This window comes from Marinobacter sp. DUT-1, assembly GCF_050379415.1.
In the GTDB taxonomy this organism is placed as follows: Bacteria; Pseudomonadota; Gammaproteobacteria; order Pseudomonadales; family Oleiphilaceae; genus Marinobacter.
The window spans coordinates 454710-475527 of record NZ_JBNRLS010000004.1; the positions used below are offsets into that span (position 1 = coordinate 454710).

The 20818-nt window shown below is 60.6% G+C and carries 17 protein-coding genes; 7 read left to right on the forward strand and 10 right to left on the reverse strand.

Annotation, left to right across the window (positions count from 1 at the left end):
• The first annotated feature begins 4 nt into the window (after window positions 1-4).
• Entirely contained in the window at window positions 5-817 is an 813-nt protein-coding gene (minD, locus tag ACQUTG_RS15315) for a septum site-determining protein MinD (protein WP_428920238.1), read from the forward strand.
• 3 nt (window positions 818-820) lie between these two features.
• Entirely contained in the window at window positions 821-1072 is a 252-nt protein-coding gene (minE, locus tag ACQUTG_RS15320; protein WP_092004968.1) for a cell division topological specificity factor MinE, read from the forward strand.
• 10 nt (window positions 1073-1082) lie between these two features.
• Here the strand turns inward: minE and ACQUTG_RS15325 are convergent, their stop codons facing one another.
• Window positions 1083-2090, reverse strand: a complete 1008-nt coding sequence (locus ACQUTG_RS15325) for a DUF2804 domain-containing protein (protein WP_428920239.1) — start codon at window positions 2088-2090, stop codon at window positions 1083-1085.
• 138 nt (window positions 2091-2228) lie between these two features.
• Between ACQUTG_RS15325 and ACQUTG_RS15330 the strand changes: the two genes are divergently transcribed.
• The 4 genes from ACQUTG_RS15330 to ACQUTG_RS15345 all read left to right on the forward strand — a co-directional run bounded on the left by ACQUTG_RS15330 (window position 2229) and on the right by ACQUTG_RS15345 (window position 6999).
• Window positions 2229-2966 (forward strand): START domain-containing protein, encoded by a 738-nt coding sequence (locus ACQUTG_RS15330; protein ID WP_428920240.1) that lies wholly within the window; start codon window positions 2229-2231, stop codon window positions 2964-2966.
• A 68-nt stretch (window positions 2967-3034) separates the two neighbouring features.
• A complete protein-coding gene (locus tag ACQUTG_RS15335) occupies window positions 3035-3526 on the forward strand; it encodes a CBS domain-containing protein (protein WP_092004973.1) in 492 nt (163 codons plus the stop codon).
• Between the two features lie 54 nt (window positions 3527-3580).
• Window positions 3581-4936: a PhoH family protein gene (locus ACQUTG_RS15340; protein ID WP_092004976.1), complete on the forward strand. Its 1356-nt coding sequence runs from the start codon at window positions 3581-3583 to the stop codon at window positions 4934-4936.
• Between the two features lie 131 nt (window positions 4937-5067).
• Complete coding sequence (locus ACQUTG_RS15345; RefSeq protein ID WP_428920241.1) at window positions 5068-6999, forward strand: CocE/NonD family hydrolase; 1932 nt, start codon at window positions 5068-5070, stop codon at window positions 6997-6999.
• Here the strand turns inward: ACQUTG_RS15345 and ACQUTG_RS15350 are convergent.
• The 9 genes from ACQUTG_RS15350 to ACQUTG_RS15390 form a co-directional block, all read right to left on the reverse strand.
• The gene (locus ACQUTG_RS15350) at window positions 6989-9472 is read right to left on the reverse strand and encodes a cation-translocating P-type ATPase (protein ID WP_428920242.1); all 2484 of its coding nucleotides are present in this window, start codon (window positions 9470-9472) and stop codon (window positions 6989-6991) included. The genes ACQUTG_RS15345 and ACQUTG_RS15350 overlap by 11 nt on opposite strands.
• 76 nt (window positions 9473-9548) lie before the next feature.
• Complete coding sequence (locus ACQUTG_RS15355) at window positions 9549-10901, reverse strand: sigma-54-dependent transcriptional regulator (protein WP_428920243.1); 1353 nt, start codon at window positions 10899-10901, stop codon at window positions 9549-9551.
• Window positions 10898-12715 (reverse strand): sensor histidine kinase, encoded by a 1818-nt coding sequence (locus tag ACQUTG_RS15360; protein WP_428920244.1) that lies wholly within the window; start codon window positions 12713-12715, stop codon window positions 10898-10900. The genes ACQUTG_RS15355 and ACQUTG_RS15360 overlap by 4 nt, the downstream gene beginning before the upstream one ends.
• Before the next feature lie 93 nt (window positions 12716-12808).
• Entirely contained in the window at window positions 12809-14995 is a 2187-nt protein-coding gene (locus tag ACQUTG_RS15365; RefSeq protein WP_428920245.1) for a TRAP transporter permease, read from the reverse strand.
• Between the two features lie 81 nt (window positions 14996-15076).
• A complete protein-coding gene (locus ACQUTG_RS15370) occupies window positions 15077-16054 on the reverse strand; it encodes a TAXI family TRAP transporter solute-binding subunit (RefSeq protein ID WP_428920246.1) in 978 nt (325 codons plus the stop codon).
• 259 nt (window positions 16055-16313) lie between these two features.
• The gene (locus tag ACQUTG_RS15375; protein ID WP_428920247.1) at window positions 16314-16739 is read right to left on the reverse strand and encodes a secondary thiamine-phosphate synthase enzyme YjbQ; all 426 of its coding nucleotides are present in this window, start codon (window positions 16737-16739) and stop codon (window positions 16314-16316) included.
• A 20-nt stretch (window positions 16740-16759) separates the two neighbouring features.
• Window positions 16760-17824, reverse strand: coding sequence for a succinylglutamate desuccinylase/aspartoacylase family protein (locus ACQUTG_RS15380; protein WP_428920248.1), 1065 nt, complete (start codon window positions 17822-17824; stop codon window positions 16760-16762).
• A gap of 3 nt (window positions 17825-17827) precedes the next feature.
• Entirely contained in the window at window positions 17828-18733 is a 906-nt protein-coding gene (gene rimK, locus ACQUTG_RS15385; protein ID WP_428920249.1) for a 30S ribosomal protein S6--L-glutamate ligase, read from the reverse strand.
• Window positions 18730-19227, reverse strand: coding sequence for an ATP-dependent zinc protease family protein (locus ACQUTG_RS15390; RefSeq protein WP_428920250.1), 498 nt, complete (start codon window positions 19225-19227; stop codon window positions 18730-18732). The genes rimK and ACQUTG_RS15390 overlap by 4 nt, the downstream gene beginning before the upstream one ends.
• A gap of 144 nt (window positions 19228-19371) precedes the next feature.
• On the opposite strand from ACQUTG_RS15390, the gene phrB reads away from it, so the two are divergent.
• Window positions 19372-20772, forward strand: coding sequence for a deoxyribodipyrimidine photo-lyase (gene phrB / locus ACQUTG_RS15395; RefSeq protein WP_428920251.1), 1401 nt, complete (start codon window positions 19372-19374; stop codon window positions 20770-20772).
• The last annotated feature ends 46 nt before the right edge of the window (window positions 20773-20818 follow it).

Consider the following 20818-nt stretch of genomic DNA (forward strand, 5'->3'; position numbering starts at 1 on the left):
AACCTTGGCTAGAATCATTGTCGTAACCTCAGGAAAAGGCGGCGTTGGCAAGACCACTACCAGCGCCTCAATCAGCACCGGCCTTGCCAAGCGCGGTCACAAGACCGTCGTTATCGACTTCGACGTGGGACTGCGCAACCTGGATCTGATCATGAATTGCGAGCGCCGGGTCGTCTACGACTTCGTCAACGTCATCCAGGGCGAAGCTTCACTGAACCAGGCCCTGATCCGGGACAAGCGGGTAGATACGCTCTACATCCTCCCCGCCTCCCAGACCCGGGAAAAAGAGGCCCTGACCCGCGAAGGCGTGCAGAGGGTCATCAACGAGCTCTCGGAAACCTTCGACTACATCGTCTGCGACTCTCCAGCCGGCATTGAGCACGGCGCCCTCATGGCCCTGTACCATGCCGACGAGGCCATCGTGGTGACCAACCCGGAAGTGTCCTCCGTGCGTGACTCCGACCGCATCCTGGGCATTCTCCAGAGCAAGTCCCGTCGGGCGGAAATGGGTATGGACCCGGTGAAGGAGCACCTGTTGCTGACCCGATACAACCCGGACCGGGTTTCCAGGGGCGAAATGCTGTCCGTGGGTGATGTGGAAGAAATCCTCGCCATCCCGTTGCTGGGCGTGATTCCCGAAAGCCAGGTGGTGCTCAATGCCTCCAACCAGGGCTTGCCCGTCATCCTTGAAGAAGACAGCGATGCCGGCCAGGCCTATGAGGATGCCGTAGCGCGCCTGTTGGGGGAGGAGCGCGAGCACCGCTTCATGACCGCCCAGAAGAAAGGGTTTTTCACGCGGATGTTCAAGGGAGGCTAAGGGATGAGTTTCCTCGATTACTTCAGGAGCAAGAAGAACGCCAGCGCCAGTGTCGCCAAGGAGCGTCTGCAGATTATTGTGGCCCATGAGCGGGGACAGCGGGAGCAGCCGGACTACCTGCCACAGCTCCAGCAGGAGCTGCTGGAGGTCATCCGCAAATATGTGCAGATTTCCGATGACATGGTGCAGGTCGAAGTGGACCGCAATGAACGGTGTTCGGTACTGGAGCTCAACGTCACGCTACCGGAAAAGTAGCCCGGCCCCGCTACCAGCGGGCGAAATGATCCTCCATCAATCCCCGTAGTCCTGCTACGGGGATTTTCGTTCCCGTCTTGTCAATGATCGTGCCGTTGAAGGTGCCCACGTACTGGCGGAAATTCGAGGCCAGGATGCCCGCGTTGAGCTTCTCCTTGCGCACCCCGGCCGGCACAAAATGCAGATCCACCCGGCCATCCGCGGTCGTTACATGCCAGTCACTTCCTGGCCGGTAGCGGTCGAAGCAGAACCTTGCCACGTCCAGCTTCGAGCAGACACCATCCAGCCAGAGGGCGTTTTCCGTGACTCCGGTTTCGTTGACACCGGCGGCCAGGTTCAGCCCGAATGACCGGCCATCCTCCAGCACACCCGCAATGGCTGCCCAGTTCCAGGCGGTTTCCCGGCGCATGAAGCCGCAACTCCAGTCAATGGAACCCCGGACCTTGTCATCGCAACGCCAGATCTGGTGATCCCAGCGGACTTCACCTTCCACTTTCAGGCCGGCGGATTTGCGGGTGAACACCCAGCCGCTATAGCCCGCCGGGCATACCAGGCGCAGCGGATCGTGATCGTCCCGTAGCTCCAGATCGATTCGGATCCCACCCGGTGCCGACACCGACACATTGCGCCCGCCGGTCGCCGGCGCGATGTGAAGGTCAACCTCTCCTTTCTGGAAGCGCGCCAGACCATGCTCGGGGTATGGTTCGAGATGTGTCCCCTTCGCCAGCGGTTGCAGGAATGACCGCTCCAGCATGGTTCCGGACTCGAAGTCGTACAGGTAGAAAAAACCGTTTCCGAGCAGCTTCAGATCCACCAGGGCCATACCGAACACCCAGCCGGGGGCCATGGCACTGACGAACTGGAACTGGTTGAACCGCCACCGGCGCGCCAGACGCGAGCGGGGCCGGTCCATGACCGAGCGCAGGTCATAGTCCAGGTAGTTGATGGAATCTACCGGTTCGCGGAGCACCCCGGCAGGGAGTCGTCCCCTGTCGTCAATCAGCTTTTTCATGGTCATGGCAGTCGTCAGATCGGGCCAATTTGCGGAACCATCAGCCAGTGAAGTTACCTGGTTCACAATCCCCTGTGTTCGTGCCTTTGCCGGCCCTTACCCCATGCTAGACTCGGCGGCATCGTGTTCAAGGAAGTGTACTCTATGAGAAGTCCAAGAGCCCATGGGTTTGCAGGCCGGGGCATTGTCCTGGCAGGGATGGCCTGCACCTGGATGCTCGCCGCCGTGACCGGCACTGCGATGGCGGCGGAACTGCCCGATGAGCAGAGCGCCGACTGGGAGCTGCGTACGGAAACCGACAATATCCGCATCTACACCACCGGGCAGCCCGGTTCCAAATTCAAGGCCTTCAAGGCAGTTGCGACGCTCGATGTCCCGATCGAGAATCTGATGGCGGTAATGATCAATCCGGTCTCCTGTACCGAGTGGGTCCACAACTGCAGCGAATCCTATGCCTTCGGAGAGGGCGACTTCCACGACCGGTTCGCCTACTCGGTGAACGACATGCCCTGGCCAGTAGCGGACCGTGATTACGTACTGCGAATCCGCACCCGGGGCGACCGTGCCAGTGGCGAGGTCACCATGGACCTGAACGCTACCCCCGATCTGCGGGCCGAAAGCAACAACCGAATCCGGGTTGACCGCTCGGATACCCTGTACCGGTTCATTCCAGAGGGCGACCGCACCCGGATGATCTGGGTCCAGCACACCGATCCCAACGGCGCCTTGCCCGGGTGGCTGGTCAATTCCCTGCTGGTGGACATTCCGGTTCGCTCCATACAGGCCCTCGAGGACGTCGCCCGCGCCCCCCGCTACCAGGGATTCGAACTGGTTTGGGACGATGAGGGCAAGCTGGTGGATGTGGTGCCGTCGGATTCGTGAGGGGTGACGCACCCCGAAACACGCGCTAAGCTTTATGAAAAAGGACAGCAAGAGGCAGGCCTCACCCGATGACCGTTCTCGCCCACGAGATCATGACCCCCAGCATCAAAGCCGTACCCCAGAACTGGACGATGGACCGTCTGGCCCGCTTCCTCACCGATAACGAAATCACCGGCAGCCCCGTGACCGACGACAACGGGGAAATCGTCGGCATTGCCACGCTCAAGGACATTACCGAATTCCGCTGGAATGCGAGCCGCTCGGACACTGGTCCCCGCCTCACCCCGGAGGAGGAAATCGAGGCTCGGCGTCTGCGCATGGCCATCTTCGAGGAGATGGGCAAGGTCCCCGTGGAAGTCCGCGACATCATGACTCCGATCGTTTTATCCGTTGACGAGCAGACGCCGGTGCGAGACATTGCCAATATCATGATGCGTGAGCATCTGCACCGGATCTTTGTCACCAGCGATTCAAGAATTACCGGTATCATCACGACCTACGACATGCTCAAACTGATATCGGACAAGGAACTGACGCAGCGCTGCGCCGAGAACGACTGAGCCACCAGAGAGGTAGCCTCCCCTATGCCAAGAGCACCGCAAGCTCGGAAGAAGATGTACGTCCTCGACACCAATGTCCTGATCCACGACCCCAATGCCCTCCTCAACTTCGAAGAACACGATGTGATTATCCCGATGACCGTTCTGGAAGAGCTGGACAGCCTCAAGTCCGGCAAGCAGACGGTCGCCGCCGATTGCCGTCAGGCCATCCGGAACATCGACAAGGTCCTGGGCGATGCCAGCCCGAAAGAAATCGAGAAGGGTGTGCCGATCGTGCGGGGCAAGAAAGCCGCGCCTCTGGGCAAGCTGCTGATCCTGATGAGCACCGAGCACCTGGACTCCCACTCACTGCCCGAGCACCTGAACGACAACAAGATCATCAACACCCTGGCCGCGCTCCAGAACCGCCACAAGTCCCGGGACATCATCCTGGTGAGCAAGGACATCAACATGCGCCTGAAGGCACGCGGATTCGGGGTCGAAGCCCAGGATTACCACAACGACCAGCTGCTTGATGACATCGACCTGTTGCCCAAGGGCTACCACGAATTCAGCAACTCCTTCTGGGACAACATCGAGAAGGTGGAAACCGTGCAACGGGAAGGCGTCACGGAGCATATCCTGCGCCGGGAAGGGCCTCTGGCCAAAATCAACATCAACGAGTTTGTTCTGGACGAGCAGGGCTTTGTCGGCAAGGCGGTGGATCTGGATGAGGAGCGCATTATCATCCGGGACCTGCATCAGCACGACCTGATGAACGAGGAAGTCTGGGGGCTGGTACCCCGGGACATCTACCAGGCGATCGCCCTGAACCTGCTGCTGGACCCGGATGTCCACATGGTCAACCTGACCGGCTCGGCCGGCTCGGGCAAGACCATCCTGGCCCTGGCCGCGTGCATCGAGATGACCGTTGCCAGCAAACTTTACAAGCGCATCATTGCCACCCGCTCCACCCAGGGCCTCGACGAGGACATCGGCTTCCTGCCCGGCACCGAAGCTGAGAAGATGGAGCCCTGGCTGGGCGCCATCGTGGACAACCTGGAGGCGCTGCACGAGGACGACGAGAATATGACTGCCTCGGTGGACTACATCCTCAGCAAGGTCCCGTTGCACTTCAAGTCGATGAACTACATCCGGGGACGGAGCTTCCAGCACAGCCTGATTATCATCGACGAGTGCCAGAACCTGACGCCGCACCAGATCAAGACCATCATCACGCGGGCAGGCAATGGCTCCAAGGTGATCTGCCTGGGCAACCTGGCGCAGATCGATACGCCATACCTGAGCGCCCTCAGCTCCGGCCTTACTTACATGACCGAACGTTTCAAGGGCTTCCGCCATGGCGCCCACGTGCACCTGCAGGGCGTTCCCCGTTCGGTTCTCGCGGAGTACGCCGAAGCCAATCTCTGACCCGCGGTCCTGTTGACCCTGGCGACATGTACCAGGGTCGATCCTGCCATCGCCGGCCGTTTGTTATCGAATTAATGTGATCCCTATCTCAAACGTGACACATCGTAATAACAAACGACAAAGGCGATATCATGCGAAACCTCATCCTGTTCACCCTTGCCGGGCTATCGGCGGCTGCCCTCAGTGGCTGTGGCGGTAGTTCTTCCGGGAATGACGGAACTGACGTCCAGAATCAACAGAAAGAGCCCGTCGTCAGCAGCTCCAACCCGACCCACTACAAGCGGCCACTGCCGGACAGCGACGCGGAACTCGCGGCGGCCTCCTGCTCCCAAGGCACCGACCTGAGCGGTGGCCGCAGCTACCGTGTGCAGATGCCCTCACGGGTCGATGGCGCAGCCATCGTGTTCCAGGTATTCGAACCCACCCAGTTTGACTGCGAGACCCGGCACCCCCTGATCCTGCAGGGACACGGCTTCAGCGGTTCCCGCTCGACCGAGGCGGGCAGCGACCCGCTGGCCCCCATCGAACCCCTGATTGATGCGGGCTATGCGGTGATCAGTATCGACCAGCGCGGCCACGGGGAAAGCGGCGGTACTATCCGGGTGATGGATCCGGACCTGGAGGGACAGGACCTGGTACAGATCGTGGACTGGGCCGAGGTCAACCTGGATTACCTGAAATACGAGCAGGACAACCTGCTGCTGGGTGGCATCGGTGGCAGCTACGGCGGCGGCTTCCAATACCTGCTTTACAACATCGATCCTGACCAGCGTATGGATGCCATGGTGCCCCACATCACCTGGCATGACCTGACCTATAGCCTGAATCCAGGAAACGTTACCAAGAACTACTGGCTGGCCTTCCTGTCAGTGATGGGTGATACCCAGACCGGACTATCCATGGATCCATACCTGCGCAGCTCCCTGATCGACGGCATTACCACAGGCGTTTTCCCGGACAGCGCCCTGGATTTCTTCCATTATCACAGCCCGAGCTATTTCTGGCAGAACGAGCGCGAACTTGCCTTACTGGATAACGGCAACACCGACGACTACCTGCTGGAGCCGGTCACCGGACAGCTCCCGTTGACCAGCGATGGCCGCTATATTGTCAAGACACCGCCCCGTGCGCCCTACCCGGTGGACGTGCTGATGTTCCAGGGCATGCGCGACAGCCTGTTCCCGTTCAACGAGGCGGCGGAAAACTACCGGATCCTCAAGGCCGCCGGGGGCGATGTCCGTTTGCTGACCTACCCGTTCAGCCACCACTACCTGGCCCCCAACGTCGGCCTGATCCAGGAAACCCTGGCCAATCTCACCTTCTACGGTGGTGAGTTGCCAAGCCTGGCCAGCGGCGACCTGAATGCGCTCGCCAGATGCGGTGACATCAGTGCGAACCGGGCTGCGGTGGCCTGGTTCAATGAAAAGCTACTTGGCCGGGGCAATGCCGACAACGTTATCACTACTGGCCAGCAGATCTGTTATACCCTGGCGCCGGGCGATGCCATCTCGACGCCGGAGATTACCACCGGCGGCGTTACCTTCCCGGTGGGCTTCGATGCTCTGGGTAACCCGTTGCCTGCGTCTGTACTGATTGGTGCTGCCGGGATCGCACCCACCGTGGTTCCCCTGGAAACCCTGGAATCGGAAGCGGTTGTTGCCGGTATTCCCACGGCCAATCTGAATGTAAGCACTGGACTGCCGGAGCTGGATGCCCAGTGTCTGGAAAGTTCCGATCCGATCCTGCACGCGGGCACCTGCGACAGCATTGTCTTTGCCGGTATCGGCGTGATTCGCCAGAACCAGGTAGCGCCGGAGCTGATCGATGAACAGGTGCACCCCCTGCGCGGGCTGGGCCAGCACACCGTTGAGCTCACTGGTATTGCCGAACGACTCAACCCTGGAGACCAACTGGTATTGATGCTGTATGGCCAGCATCCCACCTTTGCCGGGTCTTTCTCCCGGGATCCGGTGGTGCCGGCGGTGCAGGTGACCGGAGAGGTGGCCCTGCCCTTGCTGGCCCCGGGAGGTCAGTCACCACTGTCAATCCAGGCTATGAACTGACAGCGGAGGCGCGCCCCCACCGTAGGGCTCGGGTAACGAAAGGAATGGCAACGAGCGCGCCGGTGAGCACTGCTCGTAGCCAGTCCTCCAGGTGCAGGGGAGTGAGGTGTAACCAATGCGCAGTCCAGGGCATCTGGATCAGTACCAGTGCTGACAGCACCCCGCCAGCCGTAATCACCACAGCCACCTTTCCCCTCAAACGACTTAGCCCGGCAGTTATTACGGCACCGGCGACAATGAGCGCCGCCAGGGCCATCGAACGGGCGTGCTCCACGCCCTGAGGTTCGCCCAGACTCCGAAGGTAGCTCCAGTACACCAGACCGGTGGTCAGAAACCCGACCAGCAGAATCTGCAGCGTATCTGTCCTGGAGAAAAGGCGTACCCGCTTGCCGGGCGGTGTTGTCGGCAACCTGGAATGCTCCGGAAGATTCTGGAACACCAGCATGGCGGTCGGATGAATGATCAGCTCCAGCCAGACGACGTGGATGGGCAGGTACAGGACCGGAAACCCGAGTAGCGGAATCAGTGAGGCAGTCAGGACCAGCGGAATGTGGATCATCAGCAGGTACTGGAAGCTCAGCCGGAGATTCCGGAACAATTGCCAGCCCTCCTCCATGGCTCGGACGATCGTTCGGAAATTGTCGTCCATAAGCACGATGGCCGATACCTCCCGTGCACTCCGTGTTCCACGCTCCCCCATGGCGATGCCGATGTCCGCCGCTTTGAGCGCCGGGACATCGTTCACGCCGTCCCCGGTGACCGCCACAATCTCTCCGCGTCGTTGCAGGGCCTGTACCAGCTCCAGTTTCACCGAGGGCACGGCGCGGGCCACCACATCCACCTGGTCCAGCACCTGAACTTCCCCGGTTGCGAGCTTGCCCAGAAATTCCTCCCCGGTCATAACGCGTGGCTTGCCAGCGCCCAGACCAATCTGCCTGGCCACCGCCGTCGCCGTGCCGGCATGGTCCCCGGTCACCATGATCACCCGAACCCCCGATGCGTCACAACTGGCAAGGGCCTCGGCTACACCCTCCCTGACCGGGTCTTCAAACGCCAGCAGCCCGGCAAACCGGAATCCCGAACCGGGTTCAACGGTCAGGTCAGCCCCTTCGACCAATTGTTGCCGGGCACAGGCGATAACCTTATGCCCCGAGTCAGCCAGCTCACCTACTTTCTCCTGCCAGTAACGTTGACCGCTCGCCGATTCCGTACACATGGCCAGCACCGTCTCGGGCGCCCCTTTGACTGTGGCACAGAGGTTGTTGCCCTGCAGAATGAAGGAGGTCTCGCGCTTACGCTGCTCGGTGAACGGAAACCTCGCCACTACCGCCCTCTCCGGAAGCGCGCCCGCCACCGCCAGAATCGCGTGATCCATGGGATCACCGGAGTCAGCACGACTGGCCCGGGCCGCGGTATCCAGAAGCACGGATTCCTCGACCTGGTCAGCCGGATACCAGTGGGCGAGAACCAGACGCCCTTCCGTGAGCGTTCCGGTCTTGTCACAGCAGATACAGGTCGTCCGGCTGATATTTTCGACCGCGACGGCACGCCGGACCAACGCGTCCCGCCGTGCCAGGCGAAATACGCCCAGGCCGAGGAAGAATGTCAGTACTACGGGAAACTCCTCGGGCAGGGCAGCGACCGCGAGCGTGACCGCACTGAGCAAGGCATCCAGCCAACCATGCCCCTGCCAGAGTCGGGTCATGGCAAGCAGGCCGCAGATGGCCAACGCTATCCAGAGCAGGACCTTGACCAGATGGGCAACCGCGAGCTGAAGGGGCGTCCGGCCCTGGGTGCCCTCCACCGCCGTACGTACTATCTCACCGTACAGAGTCTCGGGGCCGGTATAGGCAACACGTATCCGGACGGTACCCGTAAGCACCCGGGTGCCGGCGAATGCCCAGCCGTTATCCCGGGTCTGTTCGTTTGTCTGCGTGGCCTCCGGATCCGAAAAACGGGCTTTTCTGACAGGATAGGCCTCACCGGAAATCACCGATTCATCGACCTGGAGATTCTCTACGTCGACAATCACGCCGTCGGCGGGAAAGGGCTCACCACTTCGCACTTCCAGCAGGTCTCCGGGGACAACCTCCTCCGAGGGCACCTCGGTCACCTGACCGTCAATCCGGACCCGTGCCACCGAGGCGAGCTGGCTCCTGAGTGTGGAGGTGGAAACCTGGGTTCGATGGTGCAGGAAGGCGTCCATTCCCAGAAACGGAACCAGCGCAACCAGCAACACCAAAGCTTCGGTCAACTCACCGACCAGCAGAAAGACGACGGCCGTGCCCACGAGAAACCAGAGCATAGGGTCCCGGAGACTGTCCGCCAGAACACTCCAGATCCCGTGCCGGGCCGACTCGACAATGACATTGGCCCCGTAGCGCTTTCGGCGTTCCAGCCGCTCCCGGGCGTCCAGGCCTGCCGGATTGCCCAGGAGGCCGTCGAGACGATCCCGGGGAAGTGGCTGTTTCATCACGGTTCAGGTAACCCTCTGTCCCAAGCTGCCCCTTAACTATAGCTGCTTGGACACCGTGACAATCCAGGCGGGCTCAATCCTTGAACTGGGCCTTGTCCAGGCCGTGCTTTTTCATCTTGTCGTAGAGGGTCTTGCGGGCAATGCCGAGCTGGACCATGGTGTCCTTGATGCTGCCGTGACAGGCGTTGAGGGCACTGACAATCGCCGTGCGCTCGAAGCCGTCCATCATTTCGGCCAGAGTCTGTCGGCCTGAAATATTACCCTCACCGCCCGGTTCGTTCTCATCCAGCGCGGCCGGGCCGAGCAGCACATAACGTTCGGCGAGGTTCCGCAATTCCCTGACATTCCCCGGCCAGGATCTCTGCATCAGGCGGGCTGCCTGGCCGGCATCCAGGGGCACGCTCTCGCGGTCGTAGCGGGCGGCGGCAATCAGCACAAAGTGGTGGAACAACAGGGGGATGTCTTCCTTGCGCTCCCGAAGTGGCGGGATGTCCACCTTGACCACATTCAGCCGGTAATACAGATCTGCCCGGAACTCCCCGTCATCGCTGAGTTTTTTCAGGTCCGCCTTGGTGGCGGCAATAATGCGAACATCCACATCCTGCACCTGATTGCTACCCAGGCGCTCGACCTTCTGTTCCTCCAGCACCCGCAGCAGCTTGATCTGCAGGGGCATGGGCATGCTTTCCACTTCGTCCAGGAACAGGGTGCCCTTGTGCGCGTGCTCGATCTTGCCGATCCGCCGTTTTTCCGCTCCGGTGAAGGCACCGGCTTCATGACCGAACAGCTCGCTCTCGATCAGGTTTTCCGGCACCGCACCGCAATTGATGGCCACGAAATTGTGGGCACTGCGCGGGCTGTTTTCGTGGATGTAGCGGGCCAGGGCATCCTTGCCGGAACCGGTCTCGCCGTGCAGCAGGATGTTGGCGGAGATATCCAGGATCGGGTCAATGGTCGACATCACCTTCTGCATGGACGGCGAATCCCCGAGAATCCGCGGCCCAGGTTTGGCCATCTGCCGTAACTGGGCTTTCAGCCGCCGGTTTTCCAGCGCCAGGTGCCGTTTTTCCAGGGCGTGGCGCAACAGTTCGATCAGTTCCTCATGATCGAAGGGCTTTTCGATGAAGTCATAGGCCCCCTGCTGCATGGCGGTGACCGCGGTACTGATATCGCCCTGACCGGTGAGGATAATGACCGGAATGCTGTCATCCACCGCCCGGACCTGTTCCAGCATTTGCAGGCCATCCATGCCGGGCATGTTGTAGTCACACAGGACAATGCCCTCGAAGTCGGCCGTGATGGTTTTCAGAGCCGGGGCCGCGCCTTCGAAACAGGCCACCGGCAAGTCCTCGAGGGTCAGGGTCTGGGCCATGGCCTGCAGAATGTGCGGGTCATCATCCACAAAGATTACCGAAGGTTGTGTCATTCCATTGCCTCCCGCTGTTGCAAGGTCAGTACAAATTCTGCGCCGGGGCCGTCCGGGCGGTTACGTCCGGTGAGCGTGCCACCCAGGGCATCGACGATCTGCCGTGAAATGGACAAGCCAAGCCCCAGTCCCTGCTTGACAGCCTTGGTGGTAAAAAAGGGTTCAAAAATCTGCTCGGTATTACCCGGCAGCCCGTAACCGTTATCCCGGACGATGCAGCGCCAGTCACCGTCGTCCGTTTCCACATCGATGGTGATCACCGGCGCTTCGCGCTCTTCCACGGCCTGGGCCGCGTTGGCCAGCAGGTTCACCATCACCTGCTCGATCCGGATCAGGTCGCCATGGCACATCACCGGCTCTTCCGGACGATTCCACTGGATATCGATTCCACCACTGTTCTTCTGGGCCTTGATGATCTTCAGGGCCGCATCCACCGACAGGCGCAGATCTACAACCGACGGCGGCCCTTCCGACTTGCGGGCGAACACCTTGAACTGCCGGGTCAGCTCCGCCATCTTGTCACACAGTATGAGGATTTCCGAAAGGTTGGCGTCCACCATGTCCGTCGCGCCCTTCTCGAGAAAGCGGCGGCTGTTACGGGCATAGGTCTGGATTGCCGTCAGCGGCTGGTTCATTTCGTGGTTCAATCCCGCCGACATCTGCCCCAGCACCGCCAGCTTGGCTGCCTGGATCAGCTCCTGCTGGGTTTCCCGAAGCTCACTCTGGGCCCGCTCCCGCTCACGGATCTCCTCCAGCAACTGTTGATTGGAGTGTTCGAGGTCCCGGGTACGCTCGGCCACCCGGCGTTCCAGCTGTTCGCCTCGCAGGGCCAGCTCGGCCTCGCGGCGATAGCGCTCCCTCAGATACAACCACGCCAGCAGTACACCCAGGTAAATTGCAAGGCCGCCAATCACAAAAGCCAGACGGGTCCACAGCACCGGCGCTGTGGAAACCATCACCTGGAGTGTCCAGTCCAGACGCGGCAGCGGGGTCTGGACTGCCAGGTAGTCCTGGCGATCTCCTTCCGGAGACTGGATGCGGATCTTGGCGGACTTTTCAGATAGTCCCCAGGGAAGCCCCAACTGCTCGGTCTCCATGGGCCGAAGTTCGCGGTCCGGATAGCGTTGGCGGGTTTCCAGAGGCAGCTCTCCCTGCTGACCTCCGGAAAAGTCCCGGTAAAGCCACGCTGGCTGACTGGCCAGAAAGCTGATCCCGGAACCATCCAGAACCACCATTTCCGCCTCACTTAACGACGCCGGACGGTGCCACTGCGATTCCAGCTCATGTACCAGCACTTTCACTGCGATCACACCCAGGATCCTGCCCCGGTCACTGCGAATCGGATGTGAAAAGTACAGACCCCGAACACCGGACATCAGGCCCAGGGCAAAATAGATAACCGAATCCCCGGTCCCCACGGCCTCGGAAAAATAGGGACGGAAAGCATAATTGCTGCCAACAAAACTGTCTTCCTGAAGATAGTTGTTGGCAGCGATCGTCAGGCCGGAGGTGTCCATCAGGTAAACATCGGAACTACCAACAATGGTCGCCATTCTCTGCATTTCTTCATTGGCCTGGAGAATGACCCGGGGATCATCGGGGTTCAGGAGCGCCTGCTCCATGACCGGATGTTCCGCCATCAGTTCCGGTATCGGAAGGTAACGGTTCAGTTCATTGGCCACCAGCTGCCGGTAGCGGAAGGATTCCTCAAGGCTCTCCTGCTCCACCTGCCGGTAGCCGGCCCAGCCGCCCAGTACCCAGGACAGGCCCAGAGTGATCAGCAATAGCAGGACAGCACCGATTCGGAGAGACATGGCAGAGAGTTCCGGGAAAAGCGCTAGCCTAGCGCTCCGACCGGACCGGCACAACCGGAGCTGTACCGGCCGGTCAGAATGCAGCTCAGACCATCAGGATACTGCCGGTGCAAGCCGAGCCCGGCGCTGACGCTGCATCAGGAACGCCAGCACCGCAACGGCCACACCGCCAAGATCAGTCCAGAGCCCACCCTCGATCATCAGCAAAGCAGCACCGATCAGCAACAACCGGGTCACCCAGGGCGCAGCCACCTTGGCGAACCAGCCCATGACACCACCGGAGAGCAGATAAACACCGAAAGTGGCCGTAACCAGGGCACGGGCGATCTCGAACCAGCCAGCTTCCATCAACAGTGCATCGTTGTAGAAGAACATGAACGGCACGATGAACGCGGCTATACCGATCCGGAAGGACGCTACCGAGGTTTCCATGGCGTTGGCCCCTGAGATACCAGCCGCGGCATAGGAAGCCAGGGCCACCGGCGGCGTGATGGCGGATACCACCGCAAAATAGAACACAAAGAAGTGTGCAGTGAGTGGCTCGATACCCAGCTGTACCAGACCCGGTGCCACTACCGACGCGGCCACCGCGTAGGCAGCGGTCGTCGGCATACCCATCCCCAGCAGAATGGAGATGAACATCGCAAAGATCAGCGCCAGCAGGTTACTGTGCTCGGCTACGTCCAGCAGCAGCACAGAGAAACGCGCACCAACCCCGGTCAGGGAAATCACCCCGACGATGATACCGGCGGCGGCACAGACCACGATGATCTGGATCGACATGATCGACGCGATATCCAGTGCCCTCAGGATCGAACGCAGCCCCATCTTGTTCGGGGAGATCCAGCTCACCACCGCCGCAGAGACGGTAGCCAGGGTACCGGCCCGGATCACCGAATAGCCCATGAACAGGGCAACGACCAGGATGATAATCGGAACAAACAGGTAACACTGCTTCATCAGGCGGCCGAGCTTGGGCAGCTCGTCCTCACGCATGCCGCGCATACCGGTCTTGGCGGCCTCGAAATCCACCATAAAATAAACGGAAGCGAAGTACAGGATCGCCGGAATAATCGCGGCAATGGCAATCTCGGTGTACGGGATACCGGTGATCTCCGCCATGATGAAGGCGCCCGCGCCCATGATCGGCGGCATGATCTGGCCACCGGTGGAGGCAGCGGCTTCCACCGCGCCGGCGGAGGTCTTCTTGTAGCCCACCTTTTTCATCAGCGGAATGGTCAGGGAACCGGTGGACACCACGTTACCGGCACTGGTGCCGTTGATCATGCCCATCAGGCCGGAAGCGAAGATCGACACCTTGGCGGGGCCACCACGGGAACGGCCAGCCGCGGCAAAGGCGAAGTTAACGAAGTAGTCACCAACCTTGGACGCCTGCAGGAACGCGGCAAAGATGATGAACAGAATAATGTAGGTGGAGGAAACCGCCGTCGTCGGCCCGAGGATACCGGCGTCGGTATATACCTGACTGAAGAAGCGCTTCACGCTCAGCCCCGGGTAGCCCAGGAACCCGGGCAGATAAGGCCCGGCAAACACATAGGCCAGGAACACCAGGCCAATAATGACCAGCGCCATACCCGCCACGCGGCGGGTCAGTTCAAGAATCAGGGCGGAACCGGCGACAGCCGCAAAAGAAATACCCACCGGCGAGAACGGAGTACCCGTAGACATGCGGATCGGAGTGTTGAACACCACCAGCAGATAGGCCGCGACCGCAACCGAACAGACCATCAGCACCAGATCCGGCAGGCTGAAACGCCCACGACCGCGCTGGTGGAACCAGCTCATCACAATGCCCACCGCCGTTGCCGCAATCAGCGGCCAGCCGTAGTGCCAGGTCTCCAGTTCCGGTGCGATGCGCAGCGCACCGTCGTTAAGCATCTGGTAGAAGGCAAAACTCTGGTACACCGCGTACAGGGCGGGCAGCATGGCCACGCCGGCGATCCAGGTGGTCCAGCGGTGGCGCGCCTCGCCTTCCTCTGCCGAGGCGAAACGGGCCCCTGCATACAGCATGAACCCCAGGAAAAGGGCACCCGCGACGTGGATGATCCGGAATGACCAGGTCTCCAATGGGGCAATATTCAGCGTGTACAGATGGAATGACGAATAGGCGATGGTCAGCAGTGTGACGAGCTTGAGCAGCCCGCCTTCAAACATTCGGCGGTTGGCCTCAACGGGTTCCTCGTCGACGTTATGGGCGAGAATGTGATCTTCGTCCTCGGTGACCCGGGGCGAATGCTGGATTTCGTGTTCAGTGGACATGATGCAACCTGCTATCGGAAAAGCCGGACCGGTTCAGAACCGGAAATTGGGGGCCGCCACGCGACCCCTCAGACACAACGGTTACTTGCCGATCTTGCTTTCCGGAATCTCGTAGCCGTTTTCGTTGAACCAGCGTGCTGCGCCCGGATGCCAGGGCAGTACGTTGTTCTTGGTGTAGTTTTCAGGAACAGTGGTCCGTGCTGCCTTGTGGATGGAGACCATCTTGTCGTTGTTCTCCATGGTCAGACTGACCATTTCATACACCAGGCTTTCCGGTGCATCGCAGTTCGCGATGGCGAAGTTCCACATGGACACCACGCGGGACGGCTCTTCCAGAGACTGGTAAGTGCTGGCCGGAATCACGAACTCGGAGACCGGGAACGCCTCGGTGATGGTCTTGGCCTGCTCGTCGGTCATGCCGATGATGTTGACGTCCGTCTGGACTTCCAGCTGGCTGACTGCAGGAATTGGGATACCGGCCGCGAAGGCCACCACATCGATCAGGCCATCCTGCAGTTGACCACCCAGGTCGGACCAGCTGCCATTACGGCGCTCGAAGTCTACGCCCAGGGTTTCCATCATGCGCGGGAAGTAGGTATCAGAGGTTGAGCCGGCCGGGCCGAAACCAATGGTGGCACCGTCCGGGATCTCCTCGATGGAGGTGATGCCGGAGCTGCTCAGGGTGGTGATGGAGAACGGCGTCTCGTACATCGGGAACATGGCACAGACGTTGTCCATCGCCATACCCGGAGCCAGCGGGCTCTTGCCTTCCATTGATTCTCGGGCCGGGCCCATGGTGGTCAGGCCGAAGTTCAGGTCACCGGTATGCACCAGTGCCATGTTCTGCATCGGGCCGCCGGTGATCTCGGCACCGCCCGAGATGCCCAGGTTTTCGGCCATGAAGTTGGCCCAGCCTGAACCGTAAGCAAAGTAGGTACCGCCCTGGCTGGCTGTACCAATGGTAAAGCTCTCGGGCCAGTCAGATTTGTCCTGGGCCATAGCCGGGCTGGCGATGGCGGCGGAGGCAACGGCTGCTGCCAGAATGGCTTGGATCTTCATAGAGGGTGCTCCCCATATCATTTTGGTTGTCGGGTGCTTGACGCGACCGTCAACGGCCACGGTGAGTTATTGTCTCAGCAAGGACCGGACCAGTTTCGGGAACTACCTATAAAACAACACTTTAGTAACCAGGAACTGAAAGAGGTATTGCAGAATGTGTGGAAACCCACCCATTACCGGGAGGCAATGGGTGGATATCCATACCTGAGTTTAGACACTGGAAGGAGGTTCGAAAGGACGTTGGCGTAAACCGGGCCCCTCACCACCGGCCTTGAAGCGTGGCGACAATCCGGCGGCTGCCGGCCCGGTCCCGGTGTTCACAGAGATAGATCCCCTGCCAGGTACCCAGGGCAAGGTGGCCTCGCGAGACCGGCAAGGTCAGGGACGGGCCGATCAGCACGCTCTTGATATGGGCCGGCATATCGTCCGGCCCCTCCATGACATGCTCATAGTGAGGTGCATTCTCCGGCACCATGACATTGAAGTGGCGTTCCAGGTCGCCGCGCACGTCCGGGTCGGCATTCTCGTTGACCGCCAGGGAGGCCGAGGTGTGCTGAATAAACAGGTGCAGCAACCCCATCTCGCAGTTAGCCAGGCTCGGGGCCTGGGCCAGCACCTCATTGGTGACCAGGTGGAAGCCCCGCGGGAGCGGGGCCAGTTCAATAATGGTTTGATCCCAGATCATGGTAACTCCCGAGTTCCGGCTTATTTCTGCAGTTCGTCCCAGGGATGGACCGGCACCACCGCCTCACTGACCTCGGCTTCGAAGGAACTGCGGAAATAGTCCATGGCCTTCTCGGCTTCGCTGAGTTCGTCGAAGCGGGCGATGTGGTAAATGGCTTCCCCCTCGTTCACCAGCGGCAAGTTGTTCACACAGATCACAATGCCGGAACAGGGTGACGTAATCGCTGCCTCGGTCTCGCCGAAAGGATCGGCCACCATGGCAAGTTTCTGGCCTTTACGAACCTTCTGCCCGAGACGGGCCACCGGGCGCATGATGCCATCAATGTCCGCGCGCACCCACTGGGAGTTGGCCGCGGTTTCCGAGCGCTTCCTCGGGGCCTTCGGCCCTTTCTTCGCCGGCACCATCTCGAGCTCCCGCATGACCCGGATTACACCCTTGACGCCGCTGGTGATGACTACGTCATCAAACCTAAGGGCCTCGCCACCTTCGAAGGTGATCACCGGAATGTCCTGGGAATCGGCGTAAGCTCGCAGGCTCCCCTCCCGGAGACTGGCATTGATGATGATCGGGGCTCCGAAGGCTTCGGCCATGCGCACCGTTTCCGGGTTCTTCAGCTCCGCCCGGATCTGGGGCAGGTTGAACCGGTGGATGGCGCCGGTGTGCAGGTCAATAATATGGGTGACCCGCTCCATCAACAGGGTGCGCAGCAGATAGGCGATGCGCCCGCCCAGGGACCCGGTTTCACTGCCCGGGAAGCACCGGTTCAGATCCCGGCGATCCGGCAGGTAACGGGTGCGCTGGACAAAACCGAAGATATTGACGATCGGCACGGCCACCAGGGTACCGCGCAGGTGCCGCAATGCCGAGTTGGTCAGCACCCGCCGGATGATCTCCACACCATTGATCTCGTCGCCGTGGATGGCGCCACAAACCATCAGCACCGGCCCATCCCGGCGACCGTGCACCACCTCAACCGGAATGTGCAGCGGCGTGTGGGTATAGAGCTTGGCGACCGGAACCTCGACGGTTTCCCGTGTCCCCGCCTTGATTTGGGTGCCCGCAATCTCGAACGGTGCCCGCGCCATGATTCAGCCCCTTCCCTTGGTTCTGGTTTTCCAGGGCTTCTGGTTCTTTTCGGTCCAGTTGATGATCATGCCCGCCACATTCTTGCCGGTGGCATTTTCGATACCCTCCAGGCCCGGCGAGGAGTTCACCTCCATGACCAGGGGACCGCGACTGGAGCGCAACAGATCGACTCCGGCCACGTTGAGCCCCATGGACTTGGCCGCCATGATCGCCGTGCGGCGCTCCTCCGGTGTTATGCGCACCAGTGAGGCAGTGCCACCACGGTGCAGATTGGAACGGAACTCCCCTTCCGCGCCCTGTCGCTTCATGGCCGCAATCACCTTGTCGCCGATGACAAAGCAGCGGATGTCCGCACCGCCGGCTTCCTTGATGAACTCCTGGACCAGGATGTCCGCCTTCAGCCCCATGAAAGCCTCTATGACACTCTCCGCAGCCTTTCGGGTTTCCGCCAGCACCACCCCGATACCCTGGGTACCCTGCAGCAGCTTGATCACCACCGGCGCGCCGCCCACCATTTTCAACAGTTCAGGCACGTTATCCGGCTTGTTGGCGAAACCGGTGACCGGCATGCCCACACCCTTCCGTGCGAGCAACTGCAACGAGCGCAGCTTGTCCCGACTGCGGGTGATGGCCACCGACTCGTTGACCGGAAACACGCCCATCATCTCGAACTGGCGCAACACCGCCGTGCCATAGAAGGTCACCGACGCCCCGATACGCGGAATCACCACATCAAAACTCTCGAGGATTTCCTCGTGGTAACTGATCTGGGGCTTGGCGGAGGTGATGTTCATGGAACAATGCAGGCAGTCGATGACCCGCACCTCATGGCCGCGATTGATACCCTCCTCCACCAGGCGCCGGGTGGAGTAGAGATTCTTGTTCCGCGACAGTACAGCTATTCTCATTTCTCGGTCCTTATAACCGGCTCACCGGCAAGATAGGAAGCTTCAGGAAACACCACCGAACGACCAGCCATGGCGGTGCGCCCGAGTAACATGCGAAATCTCATGGAGTCCCGGTTGGTTAGAGTCATTTCAATGGGCCAACTCTGATCACCCACCACCACTGTGGTTTCAATCACCAGACGCAGTTCACGGTGGCCTCCGGAATCGGAGACGTCGCGCTCGTCCAGTACGCGGGCATCGCACTCCACCACATGGTGCAGGTCGTTCTGGACCGGATGCACCCAGAACCGGACCCGACGCTCACCGTTCTCGGTATAGGGCTCGGTCCGGAACGTATGCAGGCAGGAGGTGCGTGCACCAGTGTCCACCTTGGCCTTGATGCGGGAGACATCCAGGTCCGGCAGCGCAACCCATTCCCGCCATCCGAGGCTGACCCTGTTATCCACCGGTGTTGGCTGAACCGCGTGGCGCACTTCACTTGGTTTTTTCGGCATCCGGTAAGTCCCTTTTTTCTATAGGCAAATCAGGATTAACTATAATCCAAACCTGCCACCCCGGCGAATATCCAAGTCAGTGATTTTGTTACAACAGGGACCGTGATTACCCGTACAGGTCGTCCCGGAACAACAGGAAATTCAATGACACAACTGGTCTGGTTCAGAAACGATCTCCGAACAGCCGACAACCCGGCGCTCACCGCTGTTTGCAAGACAGACGACACCGTCCGCGCCTGCTATATCCTCACACCGGATCAATGGCGGGAACACGACTGGTCCCCGGCCCGGGTCCGGTTCGTGATCGAGCACGCCAACGCCCTGGCCGAAACCCTCGCACGCCTCGGCATCCCGATGACCTTCCTGTACGGGCGCCGGTTCGATGACAGCCTCGACCTCCTGCTGGACCACTGCCGGGAACACGGCGTCACACGGATCCATTTCAACGAGGAGTACGGCATCAACGAGCGCCGCCGGGACAAGACTTTGAAACAGCGCCTCGCCGACCTGCCCGTTGAACTGTGCAAATACCGCGACCAGACTGTCGCCCCGGTAGGCGACATCCGCACCGGGCAAGGTGACCCCTACTCGGTTTTCACCCCTTTCGCCCGCCGATGGCGCAGCTGGATCGAGGAAAACTCGCCACAACCGTTCCCGATTCCGGCCGCCCGGGGCGATGCAATCAGACCGGATCTGATCGAGGACATACCGGAAGGATTCCGGGACGCGCCGCCCGCCCTGGTGAAAACCGGCGAAGATGCCGCCCACGACCGGCTCGAGAATTTCCTGCAGGAACGGGCCGGCGCCTACAAGGACCAGCGCGACTTTCCCGCCATCGGCGGCACCAGCCAGCTGTCACCCTACCTGGCCAATGGTGTACTGTCCGGCCGCCAGTGCCTGCTGGCCGCACGCCAGGCCCAGGGTATGGGCGGCAACCAGGAGGGACTGGCCACCTGGACCAACGAAATCGCCTGGCGGGACTTCTACATCCACATCCTGTACCACTACCCGCGGGTCAGCATGCACCAGGCATTCAAGCCGGAAACCGAAGCCCTGAAGTGGAACACACCCGGTGACAATTTCGAAGCCTGGAAAGAAGGACGCACCGGCATCCCCATCGTCGACGCCGCCATGCGACAGCTCAACGAAATCGGCTGGATGCACAACCGCCTGCGCATGATCACCGCCATGTTCCTCACCAAGAACCTGTTCATCGACTGGCGCCTGGGCGAGGCTTACTTCATGTCAAAACTGGTGGACGGCTTCCTGGCCTCCAACAACGGTGGCTGGCAGTGGAGCGCCTCCACCGGCACTGACGCGGCACCCTACTTCCGGGTCTTCAACCCGGTGACCCAGAGCGAACGCTTCGACCCGGACGGCGAGTTTATCCGGCAGTGGGTGCCGGAACTGGCGAAACTGGACAATAAACGGATCCACGATCCGGGCAAAGGGGGGGTTATTCCAAAAGGCTATCCAAGGCCGATTGTTGACCTCAAGGCAAGCAGAAAAGAAGCAATTGCAAAGTTTCAGGAACTGAAGAACTGACTCACAGGCCAGGGGCAGGGTCGGAACAGGCCTGTCCAAAACTGTG

What these genes read in the sequence shown, in the direction of transcription:
- minE (WP_092004968.1), top strand. Translation starts at nt 821, where the DNA reads ATGAGTTTCCTCGATTACTTCAGGAGCAAGAAGAACGCCAGCGCCAGT.
- ACQUTG_RS15390 (WP_428920250.1), bottom strand. Translation starts at nt 19,227, where the DNA reads ATGCCGAAAAAACCAAGTGAAGTGCGCCACGCGGTTCAGCCAACACCG.
- ACQUTG_RS15375 (WP_428920247.1), bottom strand. Translation starts at nt 16,739, where the DNA reads ATGATCTGGGATCAAACCATTATTGAACTGGCCCCGCTCCCGCGGGGC.
- ACQUTG_RS15370 (WP_428920246.1), bottom strand. Translation starts at nt 16,054, where the DNA reads ATGAAGATCCAAGCCATTCTGGCAGCAGCCGTTGCCTCCGCCGCCATC.
- phrB (WP_428920251.1), top strand. Translation starts at nt 19,372, where the DNA reads ATGACACAACTGGTCTGGTTCAGAAACGATCTCCGAACAGCCGACAAC.
- ACQUTG_RS15355 (WP_428920243.1), bottom strand. Translation starts at nt 10,901, where the DNA reads ATGACACAACCTTCGGTAATCTTTGTGGATGATGACCCGCACATTCTG.
- ACQUTG_RS15360 (WP_428920244.1), bottom strand. Translation starts at nt 12,715, where the DNA reads ATGTCTCTCCGAATCGGTGCTGTCCTGCTATTGCTGATCACTCTGGGC.
- ACQUTG_RS15335 (WP_092004973.1), top strand. Translation starts at nt 3,035, where the DNA reads ATGACCGTTCTCGCCCACGAGATCATGACCCCCAGCATCAAAGCCGTA.
- rimK (WP_428920249.1), bottom strand. Translation starts at nt 18,733, where the DNA reads ATGAGAATAGCTGTACTGTCGCGGAACAAGAATCTCTACTCCACCCGG.
- ACQUTG_RS15345 (WP_428920241.1), top strand. Translation starts at nt 5,068, where the DNA reads ATGCGAAACCTCATCCTGTTCACCCTTGCCGGGCTATCGGCGGCTGCC.
- ACQUTG_RS15380 (WP_428920248.1), bottom strand. Translation starts at nt 17,824, where the DNA reads ATGGCGCGGGCACCGTTCGAGATTGCGGGCACCCAAATCAAGGCGGGG.
- ACQUTG_RS15325 (WP_428920239.1), bottom strand. Translation starts at nt 2,090, where the DNA reads ATGACCATGAAAAAGCTGATTGACGACAGGGGACGACTCCCTGCCGGG.
- ACQUTG_RS15365 (WP_428920245.1), bottom strand. Translation starts at nt 14,995, where the DNA reads ATGTCCACTGAACACGAAATCCAGCATTCGCCCCGGGTCACCGAGGAC.
- ACQUTG_RS15350 (WP_428920242.1), bottom strand. Translation starts at nt 9,472, where the DNA reads ATGAAACAGCCACTTCCCCGGGATCGTCTCGACGGCCTCCTGGGCAAT.
- ACQUTG_RS15330 (WP_428920240.1), top strand. Translation starts at nt 2,229, where the DNA reads ATGAGAAGTCCAAGAGCCCATGGGTTTGCAGGCCGGGGCATTGTCCTG.
- ACQUTG_RS15340 (WP_092004976.1), top strand. Translation starts at nt 3,581, where the DNA reads ATGTACGTCCTCGACACCAATGTCCTGATCCACGACCCCAATGCCCTC.